The 14,455-nt window shown below is 72.2% G+C and carries 13 protein-coding genes and 1 tRNA gene; 11 read left to right on the top strand and 3 right to left on the bottom strand.

What is annotated here, in order from left to right:
- Nucleotides 1–255: 255 nt before the first annotated feature.
- Nucleotides 256–852 carry a TetR/AcrR family transcriptional regulator gene (locus LX83_RS28575; protein WP_253777109.1) on the bottom strand — a complete coding sequence of 199 codons (597 nt, stop codon included), beginning with the start codon at nt 850–852 and terminating at the stop codon, nt 256–258.
- 287 nt (nt 853–1,139) lie between these two features.
- On the opposite strand from LX83_RS28575, the gene LX83_RS28570 reads away from it, so the two are divergent.
- The 10 genes from LX83_RS28570 to LX83_RS28525 all read left to right on the top strand — a co-directional run bounded on the left by LX83_RS28570 (nt 1,140) and on the right by LX83_RS28525 (nt 10,138).
- Nucleotides 1,140–1,210 (top strand) — tRNA-Gln (locus tag LX83_RS28570).
- Nucleotides 1,211–1,346: 136 nt separating this feature from the next.
- Nucleotides 1,347–3,599: a sensor domain-containing diguanylate cyclase gene (locus tag LX83_RS28565; protein WP_253776881.1), complete on the top strand. Its 2,253-nt coding sequence runs from the start codon at nt 1,347–1,349 to the stop codon at nt 3,597–3,599.
- Between the two features lie 103 nt (nt 3,600–3,702).
- Nucleotides 3,703–5,268, top strand: a complete 1,566-nt coding sequence (gene glmU / locus LX83_RS28560; RefSeq protein WP_301329053.1) for a bifunctional UDP-N-acetylglucosamine diphosphorylase/glucosamine-1-phosphate N-acetyltransferase GlmU — start codon at nt 3,703–3,705, stop codon at nt 5,266–5,268.
- A 2-nt stretch (nt 5,269–5,270) separates the two neighbouring features.
- Entirely contained in the window at nt 5,271–6,251 is a 981-nt protein-coding gene (locus LX83_RS28555; protein WP_308204066.1) for a ribose-phosphate diphosphokinase, read from the top strand.
- A gap of 367 nt (nt 6,252–6,618) precedes the next feature.
- Entirely contained in the window at nt 6,619–7,254 is a 636-nt protein-coding gene (locus tag LX83_RS28550) for a 50S ribosomal protein L25/general stress protein Ctc (RefSeq protein ID WP_253776879.1), read from the top strand.
- A gap of 55 nt (nt 7,255–7,309) precedes the next feature.
- A complete protein-coding gene (locus LX83_RS28545; protein WP_253776877.1) occupies nt 7,310–7,933 on the top strand; it encodes a DivIVA domain-containing protein in 624 nt (207 codons plus the stop codon).
- Complete coding sequence (pth, locus tag LX83_RS28540) at nt 7,923–8,534, top strand: aminoacyl-tRNA hydrolase (RefSeq protein WP_253776875.1); 612 nt, start codon at nt 7,923–7,925, stop codon at nt 8,532–8,534. Before LX83_RS28545 ends, pth begins: the two co-directional genes overlap by 11 nt.
- A 196-nt stretch (nt 8,535–8,730) precedes the next feature.
- Nucleotides 8,731–8,988, top strand: a complete 258-nt coding sequence (locus LX83_RS28535; RefSeq protein ID WP_253776873.1) for a hypothetical protein — start codon at nt 8,731–8,733, stop codon at nt 8,986–8,988.
- Between the two features lie 9 nt (nt 8,989–8,997).
- Complete coding sequence (locus LX83_RS28530; RefSeq protein ID WP_253776870.1) at nt 8,998–9,732, top strand: hypothetical protein; 735 nt, start codon at nt 8,998–9,000, stop codon at nt 9,730–9,732.
- Between the two features lie 49 nt (nt 9,733–9,781).
- Complete coding sequence (locus tag LX83_RS28525) at nt 9,782–10,138, top strand: hypothetical protein (RefSeq protein ID WP_253776868.1); 357 nt, start codon at nt 9,782–9,784, stop codon at nt 10,136–10,138.
- A gap of 67 nt (nt 10,139–10,205) precedes the next feature.
- Here LX83_RS28525 and LX83_RS28520 read toward each other — a convergent pair whose 3' ends face one another.
- A complete protein-coding gene (locus LX83_RS28520; RefSeq protein ID WP_253776866.1) occupies nt 10,206–11,858 on the bottom strand; it encodes a fatty acyl-AMP ligase in 1,653 nt (550 codons plus the stop codon).
- 148 nt (nt 11,859–12,006) lie between these two features.
- Here LX83_RS28520 and LX83_RS38090 point away from each other — a divergent pair, with 148 nt between their 5' ends.
- A complete protein-coding gene (locus LX83_RS38090) occupies nt 12,007–12,600 on the top strand; it encodes a DivIVA domain-containing protein (protein WP_301329052.1) in 594 nt (197 codons plus the stop codon).
- A gap of 25 nt (nt 12,601–12,625) precedes the next feature.
- Here the strand turns inward: LX83_RS38090 and LX83_RS28500 are convergent, their stop codons facing one another.
- Entirely contained in the window at nt 12,626–14,437 is a 1,812-nt protein-coding gene (locus LX83_RS28500) for an ABC-F family ATP-binding cassette domain-containing protein (protein WP_253776864.1), read from the bottom strand.
- Between the last annotated feature and the right edge of the window lie 18 nt (nt 14,438–14,455).

The following is a 14,455-nucleotide window of genomic DNA, read 5'->3' as shown; positions in this document are numbered from 1 at the left end:
GCCAGGTGAGAGCCCTGGTGTTGCGGATCACCTGGCGGCCAGGTGAGCGCCCTTCTGTAGCCGATCACCAGGCATCGCCTGGTGGAGCCCCTTGGTAACGCAGGCACACCCCTGCCCGGGACGAGTCGCGCCAGCAGGGGTTCTCGCCTGTCAGCTTACGACCGGACAACACCGGTTTTTCGGTGACATCGCGCATGCCCACCCGCCACGGCCCGCTCGCCACCCCCGGTCAGTGTTGTCCCGGTGCTGTTCCGGTCAGCGGCGGATGCCCAGCTTGGGCTTGTGCTCCAGGTGGGACAGCCCCTTCCAGGCCAGGTTGACCAGGTGCGCGGCCACCTCGTCCTTCTTGGGCTTGCGGGCCTCCAGCCACCACTGGCCGGTCAGCGCGACCATGCCGACCAGCGCCTGGCTGTACAGGGCGGCCAGCTTGGCGTCGTAGCCGCTGGCGCTGAAGTGCAGGCCGAGGATGTGCTCCACCTGGCTGGCGATGTCGTTGAGCAGGCTGGAGAAGGTGCCGCTGGTGCTGGCCACCGGGGAGTCGCGGACCAGGATGCGGAACCCGTCGGTGGAGTCCTCGATGTAGTCCAGCAGCGCGCACGCGGCCTGTTCCAGCAGTTCACGGGGGTGGCCGCCGGACAGCGCCGAGACGATCCGGTCCAGCAGCCGCTGCATCTCCCGGTCCACCACGACCGCGTAGATGCCCTCCTTGCCGCCGAAGTGCTCGTAGACGATGGGCTTGCTGACGCCGGCCCGGTGGGCGATCTCCTCGATGGAGGTGCCGTCGAAGCCCTTCTCCGCGAACAGCGCCCTGGCCACGTCCAACAGCTGTTGCCGCCGTTCCTTGCCGGTCATCCGCACCCGGACCGCCGTTGTTCGGCGCGGGGTAGGGACGTCCTCCCTGGCCGTGCGCGCTCGCCGTCGTGCCATTCGGGTCAGCCTACTGTTCCGCGCCGGCCGGTGCTGGCAGGTGTGTTCCGGCAACCGCTTGGACACGCTGCGTCGCGTTCGGGTTACAGTGTGCGGGTCGCTGCCGAGGGGACTTCCCCGGAGTGCGCTCCGGTTAGGGTGGTCGTGGTGAACATGGGCGGTAGTCCATGCCATCATGTGCCGGCCCCTGAGGTGGCGGCACCGCCGCTCGATCCGCCGTGGTGTAAAGGCAGCACCTTGGATTTTGGTTCCAATGGTCCAGGTTCGAATCCTGGCGGCGGAGCGGAAGGGCCGATCGGTCGCCGGTCGGTCCCATGACGACCCGCTGGTGGCAGCTGGCCCGGGCGGGCCTGGCATCCGGGACGGGGGTGTGACGGCTGGGCGAGGAGCGTTCTCCCAGGTCACCAGCGCTTTCCGAGGTGTCCGACGCCTGGCTGGTCGGCCGGTCCCGTGAGCTGCTGGCGCAGGCGCAGAGCCAGACACCCGACCCGGACTACCTGCTCGCCACCAGCGACGACCTGCTCGCCGAGGCACGGCGGCGGGGCGAGCCCAGGATCGTGGCGCACCTGCTGCGCGCCGCGGCCGTGGTCCGGCTGGTCATCCCGGAACTGGCCGATCTGGCCGACCCCAAGCTCGACGAGATGCTCACCTACACCCGCCGGCACGGGCTGACCGTGCTGGAGGCGGACGCCCGGGCACTGCGGGCCCGCCGGGCACTGGCCACCGGGGCCGAGGACACCGCGCTCACCGAGGCCGCCTGCGCCCTGGCCATGTTCGACGAGGAACTGACGCCGGACAGCATGAGCGACCACCGGACCTACCAGCGCACCCTGGCCTTCGCGCTGGCCGACATCGGCCTGGTGCTCACCCAGCTGGGCGTGTACGAGCTGGCCGACCAGGTGCTGGCCAGGGCGCACGTGGCGGTGCGCGAGGGCGGCGGGCCGCACGAGATCGCCGTGCACATGCTCAACCGGGTCCGCCTGCTGCTGGGCTGGGGGCTGCGGCTGGAGCGGGTCGGCAAGTACGACCTGGCCAACCGGCAGTTCCGGGTGGCCGCGGACCTGGCCACCGCCTTCGAGGGCCCGTTCCGGGAGTCGCTGTTCCCCCGGGTGGAGGGTGTGCCAGCCGCCGACCAGGACCCGGTGGTGGGCGCGGCGCACGCGCTGGCCGAGCCGGGCCCCGGGCACATCGCCCGGCTGACCACCCTGCTCGACCACGCCAAGTACGCCCGCCAGCTGATCATCGTGGCCATCGCGCTGGCCCGCTGCCTTGAGCGGGCCGACCAGCCCGCCGAGGCACTGGCCGTGCTGCACCGGGCCAGGACCGAGGTGGACGGCGACACCTCCGAGCCCACCCTGATGCTGTGCCTGGTCCGCGAGTACGCCCGGCTGTCCGGTCCGAACGGGGGCGTGCGCACCTCGGGCGCGCTGGCCGAGTACGCCGCCGCGCTGGAGTCCGAGCTGTGGACCATGCGGGAAACCAAGATCACCACGTTGAACGCGCGGCGCCAGCACGAGCGGATGGCCAGGGCGCACGGCGCCATCGCCCAGCAGGCGCTGCAGGACCCGCTGACCGGCCTGCCCAACCGGCGCGCCCTGGACGCCCGGCTGGCCGCCCTGGTCAGCGCGCGGGACAGCGACCCGCTGTCGGTGGCGCTGGTGGACCTGGACGGGTTCAAGACCGTGAACGACCGGGGCTCGCACGCCGAGGGCGACAACGTGCTGCGGGTGGTCGCCGGCACCCTGCGCAACGCCGTGCGCACCGACGACCTGGTGGCCCGCTACGGCGGCGACGAGTTCGTGGTGCTGTTACCCGGCGCCACCCTGCCCGCGGCCGAGGCCGCGCTGGACCGGGCGGTGGAGGCGGTCGTGGACTTACCCGCGGTGCTCTCCAGGGGGGTCACCCTCTCGGTCGGGGTGGTGTCGCTGCGCCCCCACGAGTCGCCCAGCGAAGTGCTCTCCCGCGCTGACGCCGCCATGTACCAGGCCAAGCGCCAGGGCGGCTGCCGGGTGATCGCGGTGGCCGGGGACCGGCAGGAGACCAGCGCCGACGCGACCGGCACCACCAGCACCCCACGTCCCACGACCCGGGCGCTGCCCCGCTCGTCCCGCGGTGCCACCGCCCGCGCCACCCCCGATCCCGATTCCGGTACCGACACCGCCCCCGGCACCAACCCCGCGCCAGCGTCAGCGCCACCGGCCGGGCCCGCGCCCGCCCCGGCAGCCGAGCCCACCGCCGGGCCCACCGCCACCGGGCCAACCACCGCCGACCAGCCGGACCGCCCCAGCGAACCGGACCACGCCGGTGAACCGGACCACACCGGCGGTGTCCACCAGCCGGACCACGCCGAGGCCCCGGTCGACGCCACCGAACTGCTCGAACTGGGCGACAGCGCCGAGCCGACCCGGTTGCTCAGGCCGGTCGAGGTCGCCGATCCCACCGAACTGCTCACCGCGGTCGCCCCGGCTTCCCCGGGGGAACCGCCGCACGCGGGCGACCCGGCTGACGACGGCGCGGCCGACAACGGCGCGGCCGACGACGGCGCGGCTGATGACGGCGCGGCTGATGACGGCCCGGCTGATGACGGCCCGGCCGACGACGGCGGCGACGCCCTGTCCCGGTGTGGCCAAGATCGCCCAACTGCGCAGGTCACCGGCTGGAAAGGGCACTAGCCGAGAAGCACGTAGGATCGGCTTCCGGCGGGAGCCGGGACTCCCCGCTGCCGGCTTAGTGATCACCGGCCAGCCTTTGTTGAGCAGCCTAGGGAGAGCGCTGATGCTTGAGGGTGGCAACACCCCAACTCCTGCCAGCCACGCCACCTCCGATGGGTCGACCGCCTCGGGGCCCGCCGCCCCCACCGGTTCGGTCAGCACCATCGTCCTCGCCGCTGGCGAGGGCACCCGCATGCGCTCAGCGACACCCAAGGTGCTGCACCGGGTCGCTGGCCGCTCACTGGTGGAGCACGCGGTGCGCGCGGCAGCGGGAACCGGACCAGAGCACCTGGCTGTGGTGGTCGGGCACGGCAGGGAGCAGGTGGCCGAGCACCTGGACGAGGTGGCCGGGCGACTGGGCCGCAAGATCACCGTGGCCGTGCAGGAGCAGCAGCACGGCACCGGCCACGCCGTGGGGTGCGCGCTGGCCGCGCTGCCCGCCGACCTGACCGGAACGGTGCTGGTCAGCTACGGGGACGTGCCGCTGCTGGACGCGGCGACGCTGACCGCGCTGCTGGCCGAGCACAGCCAGGCCGGCAACGCCGTGACCGTGCTCACCGCCGTGGTGACCGACCCCACCGGGTACGGCCGGGTGCTGCGCGACCCACAGAGCGGCGCGGTGCGGGAGATCGTCGAGCAGAAGGACGCCACCCCGGAGCAGCTGGCCGTCACCGAGATCAACTCGGGGGTGTACGCGTTCGACGCGGCCGTGCTGGCCGCCGGCCTGACCCAGCTGTCCACCGACAACGCCCAGGGCGAGCTGTACCTCACCGACGTGCTCGGCATCGCGCGCGCCGCCGGCCACCGGGTGGGCGCGCTGATCTGCGGCGACCCCTGGCTGGTCGAGGGCGTCAACGACCGGGTGCAGCTGGCCAGGCTCGGCGCGGAGCTGAACCGCCGGCTGGTGGAGCGCTGGATGCGCGACGGGGTGACCGTCGTCGACCCGGCCACCACCTGGCTGGACGTGGACGTGGAGCTGGCCCGCGACGTGCTGGTCGAGCCGGGTGTGCAGCTGCGCGGCGGCACCGTGGTCGGCGAGGGCGCGGTGATCGGCCCGGACACCACGCTGACCGACTGCCGGATCGGCGCGGGCGCCAGCGTGGTGCGCACGCACGGCTCGGGCGCGGTGATCGGCGAGCGCGCGTCCGTTGGCCCGTTCGCCTACCTGCGGCCCGGCACGGTGCTCGGCGAGCGGGGCAAGATCGGCACGTTCGTCGAGGTAAAGAACTCCGAGATCGGCACGGCCAGCAAGGTCCCGCACCTGAGCTACGTGGGTGACGCCACCATCGGCGAGCACACGAACATCGGCGCGGCCAGCGTGTTCGTCAACTACGACGGGGTCGCCAAGCACCGCAGCGTGGTCGGCTCGCACTGCCGCACCGGCTCGGACAACATGTTCGTCGCCCCGGTGACCGTGGGCGACGGCGCCTACACCGGCGCCGGCACCGTGCTGCGCCGCGACGTGCCACCGGGCGCGCTGGCCGTGTCCGGCGGACCACAGCGCAACCTGGAGGGCTGGGTGATCAACCGCCGCCCGGGTACCCCTGCGGCTGAGGCCGCCCAACGAGCACTCGCCGTCGAGGGCCAACCGGCCGTCGGCGAGGTCGCCAACGACGGAAAGGGACGGTAACCGTGGCCCCGAAATCCGGTACCCCGAAGAAGAACCTGATGCTCTTCTCCGGGCGCGCTTACCCCCAACTGGCCGAAGAGGTGGCCAGCCACCTCGGTGTGTCGGTGACCCCGCAGGACGCCTACGCCTACGCCAACGGCGAGATCTTCGTGCGGTTCAAGGAGTCGGTGCGCGGCACCGACGCGTTCGTGATCCAGAGCCACACCAACCCGATCAACGACTGGCTGGTCGAGCAGCTGATCATGGTGGACGCGCTCAAGCGGGCCAGCGCCAAGCGGATCACCGTGGTCATGCCGTTCTACCCGTACGCGCGGCAGGACAAGAAGCACGGCGGCCGGGAACCCATCTCGGCGCGGCTGGTCGCCGACCTGTTCAAGACCGCGGGCGCGGACCGGATCATGACGGTCGACCTGCACACCGGGCAGATCCAGGGCTTCTTCGACGGGCCGGTGGACCACCTGTTCGCGCAGACCCTGCTGGCCGAGCACATCATGGCCACCTACCAGGACGCGGAGATCACCGTGGTGTCCCCGGACACCGGCCGCGTGCGGCTGGCCGAGAAGTGGGCCGAGCAGCTGGGTGGCCGGCCCATCGCGTTCGTGCACAAGACCCGCGACCCGAACAAGCCGAACCAGGCCGTGGCCAAGCGGGTGGTCGGCGAGGTCAAGGGCCGGCTGTGCGTGCTGATCGACGACATGATCGACACCGGTGGCACCATCACCAAGGCGGCCGACGTGCTGATGGCCGCGGGCGCCTCGGACGTGGTGATCGCCGCCACGCACGGCGTGCTGTCCGAGCCGGCCACCAAGCGCCTGGTCGAGTGCGACGTGCGCGAGGTGGTGCTGACCAACACCCTGCCCATCCCCGAGGAGAAGCGCTTCCCCGGTCTGACCGTGCTCTCCATCGCCCCGCTGCTGGCCAGGGCGATCCAGGAGGTCTTCGAGGACGGCTCGGTGACCAGCCTGTTCGACGGCAACACCTGAGCCGGCTCGGTCGCGGTCCGGCGGCGGCGCCCGTGGGTGCCGCCGCCGGCGTTTTTCCACCCTGTCCACCAGCGTTCCACCCGGTCCCGGCAACCCGGTTGACCCGACCGGTCACCGGTTTCACCCGATCGCCGCGACCCGCGCGGCCACCCCGATGGCAGGTAGATCCAACAGCGGCCTACACTGGTTGGGTTGCCTCGGCGAGGGCGGGCATCGCGCCTGGCGTGATCGACGCGGCGGCTGGGATGCCGCGCGTGTTCGCGTCTCTCGCGCCCGCCGCCGCAAGGTGTACCGCACCACGAGCCTTTCGCCTGTTTGATGCCGGATGTGTAACCATCCCGCCCGACGTAACAAGGAGAGCACCACCGTGTCCGAGGTCCGTCTCGCCGCCGAGCCGCGTACCGAGTTCGGCAAGGGCGCTGCCCGCCGCACCCGACGTGCCGGCAAGATCCCCGCGGTGCTCTACGGCCACGGTTCCGACCCGAAGCACCTGGCCCTGCCGGCGCTCGAGTTCGCCCGTGTCGTCCGGGAGCACGGCCAGAACGCAGTGCTGACGCTGGACATCGACAGCGCCGGCAGTGAGCTGGCCCTGACCAAGACCGTCACCACCCACCCGATCAAGAACTACATCGAGCACGTTGACCTGCTGCTGGTCAAGCGCGGCGAGAAGGTCACCGTGGACGTGCCGGTCGTGCTGACCGGTGAGGCCGCTCCCGGCACCCTGGTCACCCAGGAGGCCGACAGCGTCCAGGTCGAGGCCGACGCCCTGAACATCCCCGAGCAGTTCGAGGTGTCGGTGGCCGGTGTCCAGGCCGGTGCCCAGATCCACGCCAGCGACCTCAGCCTGCCCTCGGGCGTGACCCTGGTGACCCCCGCCGACCACCTGCTGGTCGTCGTGGCCGCCGCCCCGACCGCCGCGCAGATGGAGTCCACCATCGACGTCGAGGGCGCCGGTGTGGTGGAGCAGGCCTCCGAGAGCGGCGAGGCCGCTGCCCAAGGCTGAGCCAATCACGTCGGGTGAGCCTGACGGCACGCCGCCCCGGGACACCGGGGCCGGCGTGCCGTTTCGTTTTCCGGACGGGACGGCGGATCCGCGATTACCCGGGCCCGCGCCCGGGCCGGACACGTTTCCCCGGCACCTGTCCGGCAGCCTGGACGAGGTCGAGCCGCTGGACCCGGCCCAGGTGCGCCGGCTCCGGTTCGGCCGCCCCGGGCGCGGTGATCCCGGTTACGACCGGGACGAGGTGGCGGCCTTCCTGCACCGGATCGCCGACACCCTGGCCGGCCGCGACCAGCTGAGCGCCGCCGAGGTGCGCGCGGCGCGGTTCCACCGGGCCGCGGACGCCCGCCGGGCCTGGTCGGCCCGGGAGGTGGACGCGTTCCTGGCCAGGGCCGAGCAGGCCCTGGCGTCCGGCCGGGTCAGCCCGACCCGGCTGCGCACCGGCGCCGACCTGCGCGCGGTGCGGCTGCCCAGGGCCGGGCACGGATACGATCCCCTCGAAGTCGACGCCCTGCTCGCCCGCGCGGCGGCCACCCTGGACGGCCGGGGCACGGTGACCGCGTTCGAGGTGGCCAGCACCAGGTTCGGCACCACCTCGGGGCTGCGCCGGGGCTACCAGGTCAGGGCCGTTGACGAGTTGTTGGACGAGTTGGAGCAGGAGTTGCGGTCACGTGGTCGGTGAGGCGGGAGCGACCGGGGTCGGCGGCGGCATCGAGCACAGCGACCTGGCCCTGGTGGTCGGTCTGGGCAATCCGGGGCCGCAGTACGCCGGCAACCGGCACAACGCCGGTTTCCTGGTGGTTGACGAGCTGGCTGCCCGGCTGGGCGGGAAGTTCAAGGCGCACAAGGGCGGCGCCGAGGTGGTCGAGGGCCGGCTGGCCGGCCACCGGGCGGTGCTGGCCAAGCCGCGCTCGTTCATGAACCTCGCCGGTGGGCCGGTGGCCGGCACGGCCCGGTTCTACAAGATCACCCCGCAGGCCCTGGTGGTGGTGCACGACGAACTCGACCTGCCGTTCGGCACGGTCCGGCTGAAGTTCGGCGGCGGCGAGGGCGGGCACAACGGGCTGCGCTCGATCAGCAAGTCACTGGGCACCAGGGACTACTACCGGGTGCGCTTCGGCGTCGGCCGGCCGCCCGGTCGGATGGATCCGGCCGACTACGTGCTGCGCGACTTCGCCACGGCCGAGCGCAGGGAGCTGGCGCTGCTGGTGGACCAGTGCGCGGACGCGGTGGAGTCGCTGCTCACCAAGGGCCTGGAAGCCAGCCAGAACACGTTCCACTGAACACCGCCGTGATCAGCGCGTGATCGGTGTCCCCGGTTGGGGGTACACCAATCTTGTGAGCCGTCCCCAACACTTCCGGGGCGGTGACGGAATTACCGGCGCACTGGCCGGTCGCACGCAATTTCCCCCTTTTCCGGGGTACCGCTGAACACCCCCCGAATTGCTACGATGCGTTGATTTCGTTAAGGGGGACACAATGTCAGTGGACATTTCCGGCGTGCGGGCACTGCTCGGCGCGGTAACCGAAATCCTGCCGCTCGCCCTGGTGGAACAGCACCGGGAGAATGTGCACGAGGCGCTGGCGGTGATATCGCACGCGCTCCAGTCCACCGCCGATGCCGACGCCACCACGGCCATTCTCTTGATGGCACAATCACTCGACCGAATACGTGACGTCCTCGACCGGCTCACCGCCGCCATCGACCACCTCAACGCCTATGCCAGCACGATCTAGGCACCCGACATGGCGTCGCTCGGCGAGGTCATCGCCCGCGTTCGGGCCGCACTCGACCTGGTCCACCCCGACGACCTGACCGGCGTCGCCGACCAGCTGCGCGTCGACACCCTGCCCCTGCTCGGCCAACTGGCCCGGGAGAGCAACCGGCCGGAACTGGGCGACGCGGTCACCGCGCTGGCCCCGGTGCCCGACGAGATGGACCGGGTCGCCGCGGACCTGCGCACGGCCACCGCCCTGCTGCACGACTACCTCGCCCGCCTGGCCGGCACCACATCACCGGCCGACCCGCCACCCGCCGGCCCACCACCGGGCGTTCCACCCCGAACCGCGATCAGTCCGGCCCTGATCGATCCGGCCCCGGTCGATCCGGCCCTGATCGCCGAGGTGCAGCGCGCCGGGCACAAGATCACCCCGGAACGGGTGATCCGCATCGGCCGGGACCAGCGCGGCCGGATCGTCTGGCTGGAGGAGGGCACCCCGAAGTCGGGCGCCAGGCACATCCTGGCGGAGGACCGCGTTGGCGACTTCGAGAGGTGCGGTGTCCGTCAGGAGGACATCCTCGACGTGGTGTTCCGGGCGGTGACGGTCGGCAGACCGGTGGGTGTGCGCGGTCGGGGCCGAGTCGTCCACGCCCTCACCCACCAGGGCCGGTCCATCATGGTGGCGGTCAGCGTCGGTGACAACGGCTACCTCGTTGGCGCGAACCCGTTCAACAGGGGGAAGTTGAAGCCCCTGCCATGAGCACGGTCCACTCGAAGAGATTCCCGGCCAGCACACGCAGAAGGTGGAGATGACCGCGCCGCACCGCCTGGTGGTGAAGATTCGAAGCGACTGGCAAATCGGCCCGTTCTGGGTGTACCGCGACGAGGAGGCGGTTCCCGAACCGTATCTGCCGGAGGAGATCAGCGAGGTTCTTCCACTCGAACCGGAACTCATCGCCGAGATCGAGGCGTGGGACGTCAGCTTCCAGAACACCTTCCGACCGGACGATCCCGCGGAATCCGGCTTCCAGGACGCGCGGCAGATCCAGGAGTTCGACGCGCGGGGCCGCCTGCTCGCCCACAAGGTCAAGGCCGCGATTCCGGCCGACGTGACCGTGCGGTACGTGCCCCTGGCCGGCGACGGGACCGAGGAGATCACCGGCTAGCGGTGTTCGCGGGGCAGGGCGCGGCGCACGGCCGGCCCCGCCCCGCTGCTCGGGTCAGCTGCTCGGGTCAGCTGGTCGGGATCAGGTCGGCGGCGGCGGCGCGGCGCAGCTTGCCGGACGGGGTCTTGGGCAGGCTGCCCGGGGGCAGCACGGCCACGGCGTAGGGGCGCGCGCCCACCGCGTCCATGATCCGCGCGGTGACCGCCTTGCGCAGCGCGCCCTCGGCCTCGGCGTCACCGGCCAGCCGGGACTCCAGGGCCACGGCGAACCGCTCCCGGCGGGTGCCCGCGTCCAGCCGCACGGCCACGGCGTTGCCGGCGCGCACGCCCTCGACCGAGTCGGCGGCCCGCTCGATGTCGGTCGGGTAGATGTTGCGGCCACCCATGATGATCACGTCCTTGCGCCGGCCGCACACCACCACCTGGCCGTCGGCCAGGTAGCCCTCGTCCCCGCTGTCCAGCCAGCCCTGCTCGTCCTGGGTGGGCACCGGGCCGGCGGTGGTGAGGTAGCCGGGCGTGACCGAGCTGCCGCGCAGTTGCAGTGCGCCCACCTGGCGCTCGCCCAGCTCGTTGCCGTGCTCGTCGAGCACGCGCACCTCGATGCCAGGCAGCGGCGGCCCCAGTAACGGGAACGCCCTGGTCGCGGCACCGGCGCGGGCCGGAACGGCCCGGCGCGCCGACTCCAGCTGCTCGGCGTCCACCTCGTCCACGGCCAGCCCGGTGAACAGCGGCGCGAACGACACCGCCAGGGTGGCCTCGGCCATGCCGTAGGCGCACAGCACGCACTCCGGCGGCAGGCCGAACCGGGCGCCCGCGTCGGTGAACGCGGCCACCGCCTTGGGGTCGATCGGCTCGGCGCCGTTGAGCGCCACCCGCAGGGTGGACAGGTCGAACGCGTCGTCCTCGTCCACCCGGGCCATCCGGCGACCGGCGATGGCGTAGGCGAAGTTGGGCGCGGCGGTGAGCGTGCCCCGGTGCTTGCTGATCAGCTCGGGCCACAGCAGCGGGCGGGCCAGGAAGTCGGCCGGGGTGACCTTGACCAGTTCCACGCCGAACACCATCGGCAGGGTCAGGAAGCCGACCATGCCCATGTCGTGGAACAGCGGCAGCCAGGACACCATCACGTCCCGGCCCGGGTCGAGCTTGGCCATCTCGGCCATGGCGCTGATGTTGGCGATCAGGTTGCCGTGGGTGATCCGCACCGCCTTGGGGTCGGCGGTGGAGCCGCTGGTCAGTTGGAGCAGCGCGGTGGCGTCCTCGGCGACCTCGACCGGCGCGCCGATCGGCTGCTGGTCCGCGTCCAGCCCGTCCAGGGCGAGGTGGGCGATGCCGTTCTCGTCCAGCACCCCGGCCAGCCCGTCGAACGGGGCGCCCAGCAGCACCAGCCCGGCGTCGATCATCGCGAGGGTGCGCAGGGTGTCCTGGGCCCAGTGGGCCAGATCGGTGCGCGGGGTGGGCTGGTGCAGCATGGTGACGCTGCCGCCGGCCAGCCACACGGCCTGGATGGCCGGGGCGATCAGCGCGGGATCACCGGCCAGCACGGCGACCGCCTGCCCGGGGGTGACCCCGGCCGCGACCAGGGCGCCGGCCATGCGCCGGCCCACCTCGTGCACCTGCGCCCAGGTGCGCCGCATCGGCTGACCGGGTTCCCCGGTCGTCATCCCACTGATGGTGCCGCCCCCAGCAGCGGTGCTGAGCAGCGTGTCCACGAACCGACTCATGGGGTGAGCTTAGGACGTGCGGCACAGCCGTCCGTCCGGCTCTCGATCACTCCGACACCCGCCCCAGGACTCACCCTTTCTGGCCGTGCGGGATCCAGGCGGACGGGCGAGGATACAGGCGCCGGCACCGGCCAGCACTGGAGGAGTCATGGGCCTCGGTCCCGACGACGTGCACGAAGTGGTGTTCGCCAGGTCCGCCCCGGGGACACGCGGGTACCACATGGGGGAGGTCGACGCGTTCCTCGACCTCGTGGAGTCGACCCTGCGCGGTGGCACCGCGATCACCGCCGCGCAGGTCCAGCAGGTCACCTTCAGCCGCGCCCCGCTGCTCAGCCGCGGCTACCGGGAGGAGGAGGTGGACGCGTTCCTCGACCTGGTCACCGCCGAACTGGTGGAGCGGGAGGCCCAGGCCGGCGGCTCGACACCGGGCAACGGCCTGAGCGGCATCCCGCGGCCGGTGGGCCCGGACGACGTGCACAACGTGACGTTCTCCCGCCCCCGCGACGACCACGACTGCTACCAGGAGGACGAGGTGGACGCCTTCCTGGACCGCGTCGAGGCCACCCTGCGCGGCACCGACGAGCTGACCGCGGACGAGGTGCGGCACGTGCTGTTCAACCGCCCGGCCGACAACCGGCGCGGCTACGACGCCGACGAGGTGGACCAGTTCCTCGACCTGGTGGAGGCCACCCTGCGGTTCCACCAGCACAACGGGTACCACGCGGCAACGCACGGCTGGTGAGCAGAACCCCGAGCGGGGAGTCGGTTCAGCCGTCCACGAGTTCGGCCGCGGCCATCCACTGCTCCTCGACCGCGGCGGTCTCGGCGAGCACGGCCCGCAGCTCGGCGTCCAGGGCGAGCAGCCGGTCCGGGTCGGTGGCGGCCTCGGCCAGCGCGGTGTGCAGCTCGCTCTCCCGCTTGTGCAGGACGTCCAGCCGCCGCTCCAGCTTGGCCAGCTCCTTGCGGGCGGCCCGCTGCTCCGCGGCACTGGGCTGGCTGGCCGCCTCGGTGGTCACCGCGTCCTGGCCGCCGGTCTCCCGGGACTCCCGCTGCCGGCCCTGGCCCTGGGTCTGCTCGCGCTGGGCGTCCCGGCGGCGCAGGTACTCCTCGATCCCGCCGGGCAGGTTGGTCACCCGCCCGTCCCCGAACAGCGCCACCACCTGGTCGCACACGCGTTCCACCAGGTAGCGGTCGTGCGAGACGACCACCAGGGTGCCCGGCCAGGAGTCGAGCAGGTCCTCCAGCTGCTGGAGGGTGTCGATGTCCAGGTCGTTGGTGGGCTCGTCGAGCAGCAGCACGTTCGGTTCGGCCATCAGCAGCCGGGCCAGTTGCAGCCGCCGCCGCTCGCCGCCGGACAGGTCACCCACCGGCGTCCACTGCCGGTTGCCGGGGAAACCGAACCGCTCGGCCAGCTGCGAGGCGGTGAGTTCGTACTTGCCGAGCACCATCCGCCGGGCGACCTCCTCGACCGCCTCCAGCACCCGCAGGTCCGGTGGCAGGTCGTGCAGCTCCTGGGTCAGGTGGGCCAGCTTCACGGTCTGGCCCTGCACGCGGCGGCCGGCGTCCGGTTGCTGCTCACCGGCCAAGGCGCGCAGCAGCGTGGTCTTGCCCGAGCCGTTCACGCCGACCAGGCCGATCCGGTCACCGGGCCCGATCCGCCAGGTCACGTTGTCCAGCAGCACCTTCTCGCCGGCGGTGAGGGTGACGTCCTCCAGCTCGATCACGGTCCGGCCGAGCCGCCGCTTGGCGAACGCCAGCAGCTCCACGGTGTCGCGGGGCGAGGGCACGTCCTCGATCAGCGCCTCGGCCGCCTCGATCCGGTACCGGGGCTTGGAGGTCCTGGCCGGGGCGCCTCGGCGCAGCCAGGCCAGTTCCTTGCGGGCCAGGTTGCGCCGCTTCTCCTCCAGCGTCTCGGCCAGCCGGGCGCGCTCGGCGCGGGCGAACACCCAGTCCGCGTAGCCGCCCTCGTACTGCTCGACCCGGCCGCCGACCACCTCCCAGGTGCGGGTGCACACGGTGTCCAGGAACCACCGGTCGTGGGTGACCACCACCAGGGCGCAGCGCCGGGCGATCAGGTGCTCGGCCAGCCAGCGCACGCCCTCCACGTCCAGGTGGTTGGTCGGCTCGTCCAGCACGACCAGGTCCAGTTCGCGGACCAGGGCCGCGGCCAGCGACACCCGCCGCCGCTCACCCCCGGACATGCTGCCCACCACCGAGTCCAGGCCGAGCGCGGTGATGCCCAGGCCGTCCAGGATGGACCGGACCCGGGGGTCGGCGGCCCACTCGTGCTCGGCGGTGAACCCCAGCGGGTCGATCACCAGCTGGCGCACGGTCGCGTCCTCGGGCAGTTCGCTGCGCTGGGTGACCACGGCCATGCGCAGGTCGCGGATGCGGCTGACCCGCCCGCTGTCGGCCGGTTCGACGCCGGCGAGCACTTCGAGCAGGGTCGTCTTGCCGCCGCCGTTGAGGCCGACAACCCCGATCCGGTCCCCGTCACCGACGCCGAGGGACACCTCGTCCAGCAGGGCTCGAACCCCGAAGGACTTCGACACCGATTCCAGATTGACCAGGTTGGCCATCTACCCGCACTTTCGTCG

This window comes from Goodfellowiella coeruleoviolacea, assembly GCF_024171785.1.
In the GTDB taxonomy this organism is placed as follows: domain Bacteria; phylum Actinomycetota; class Actinomycetes; order Mycobacteriales; family Pseudonocardiaceae; genus Goodfellowiella; species Goodfellowiella coeruleoviolacea.
The sequence above is the reverse complement of the archived record's forward strand: the minus strand, read 5'-3'. Positions and strand labels throughout refer to the sequence as shown.

Bases quoted from the DNA above. Each gene is read 5' to 3' on its own strand.
- LX83_RS28500 (WP_253776864.1), bottom strand. From the start codon at position 14,437: ATGGCCAACCTGGTCAATCTGGAATCGGTGTCGAAGTCCTTCGGGGTT.
- LX83_RS28575 (WP_253777109.1), bottom strand. From the start codon at position 852: ATGACCGGCAAGGAACGGCGGCAACAGCTGTTGGACGTGGCCAGGGCG.
- LX83_RS28535 (WP_253776873.1), top strand. From the start codon at position 8,731: ATGTCAGTGGACATTTCCGGCGTGCGGGCACTGCTCGGCGCGGTAACC.
- LX83_RS38090 (WP_301329052.1), top strand. From the start codon at position 12,007: ATGGGCCTCGGTCCCGACGACGTGCACGAAGTGGTGTTCGCCAGGTCC.
- LX83_RS28520 (WP_253776866.1), bottom strand. From the start codon at position 11,858: ATGAGTCGGTTCGTGGACACGCTGCTCAGCACCGCTGCTGGGGGCGGC.
- LX83_RS28525 (WP_253776868.1), top strand. From the start codon at position 9,782: ATGACCGCGCCGCACCGCCTGGTGGTGAAGATTCGAAGCGACTGGCAA.
- glmU (WP_301329053.1), top strand. From the start codon at position 3,703: ATGCTTGAGGGTGGCAACACCCCAACTCCTGCCAGCCACGCCACCTCC.
- LX83_RS28530 (WP_253776870.1), top strand. From the start codon at position 8,998: ATGGCGTCGCTCGGCGAGGTCATCGCCCGCGTTCGGGCCGCACTCGAC.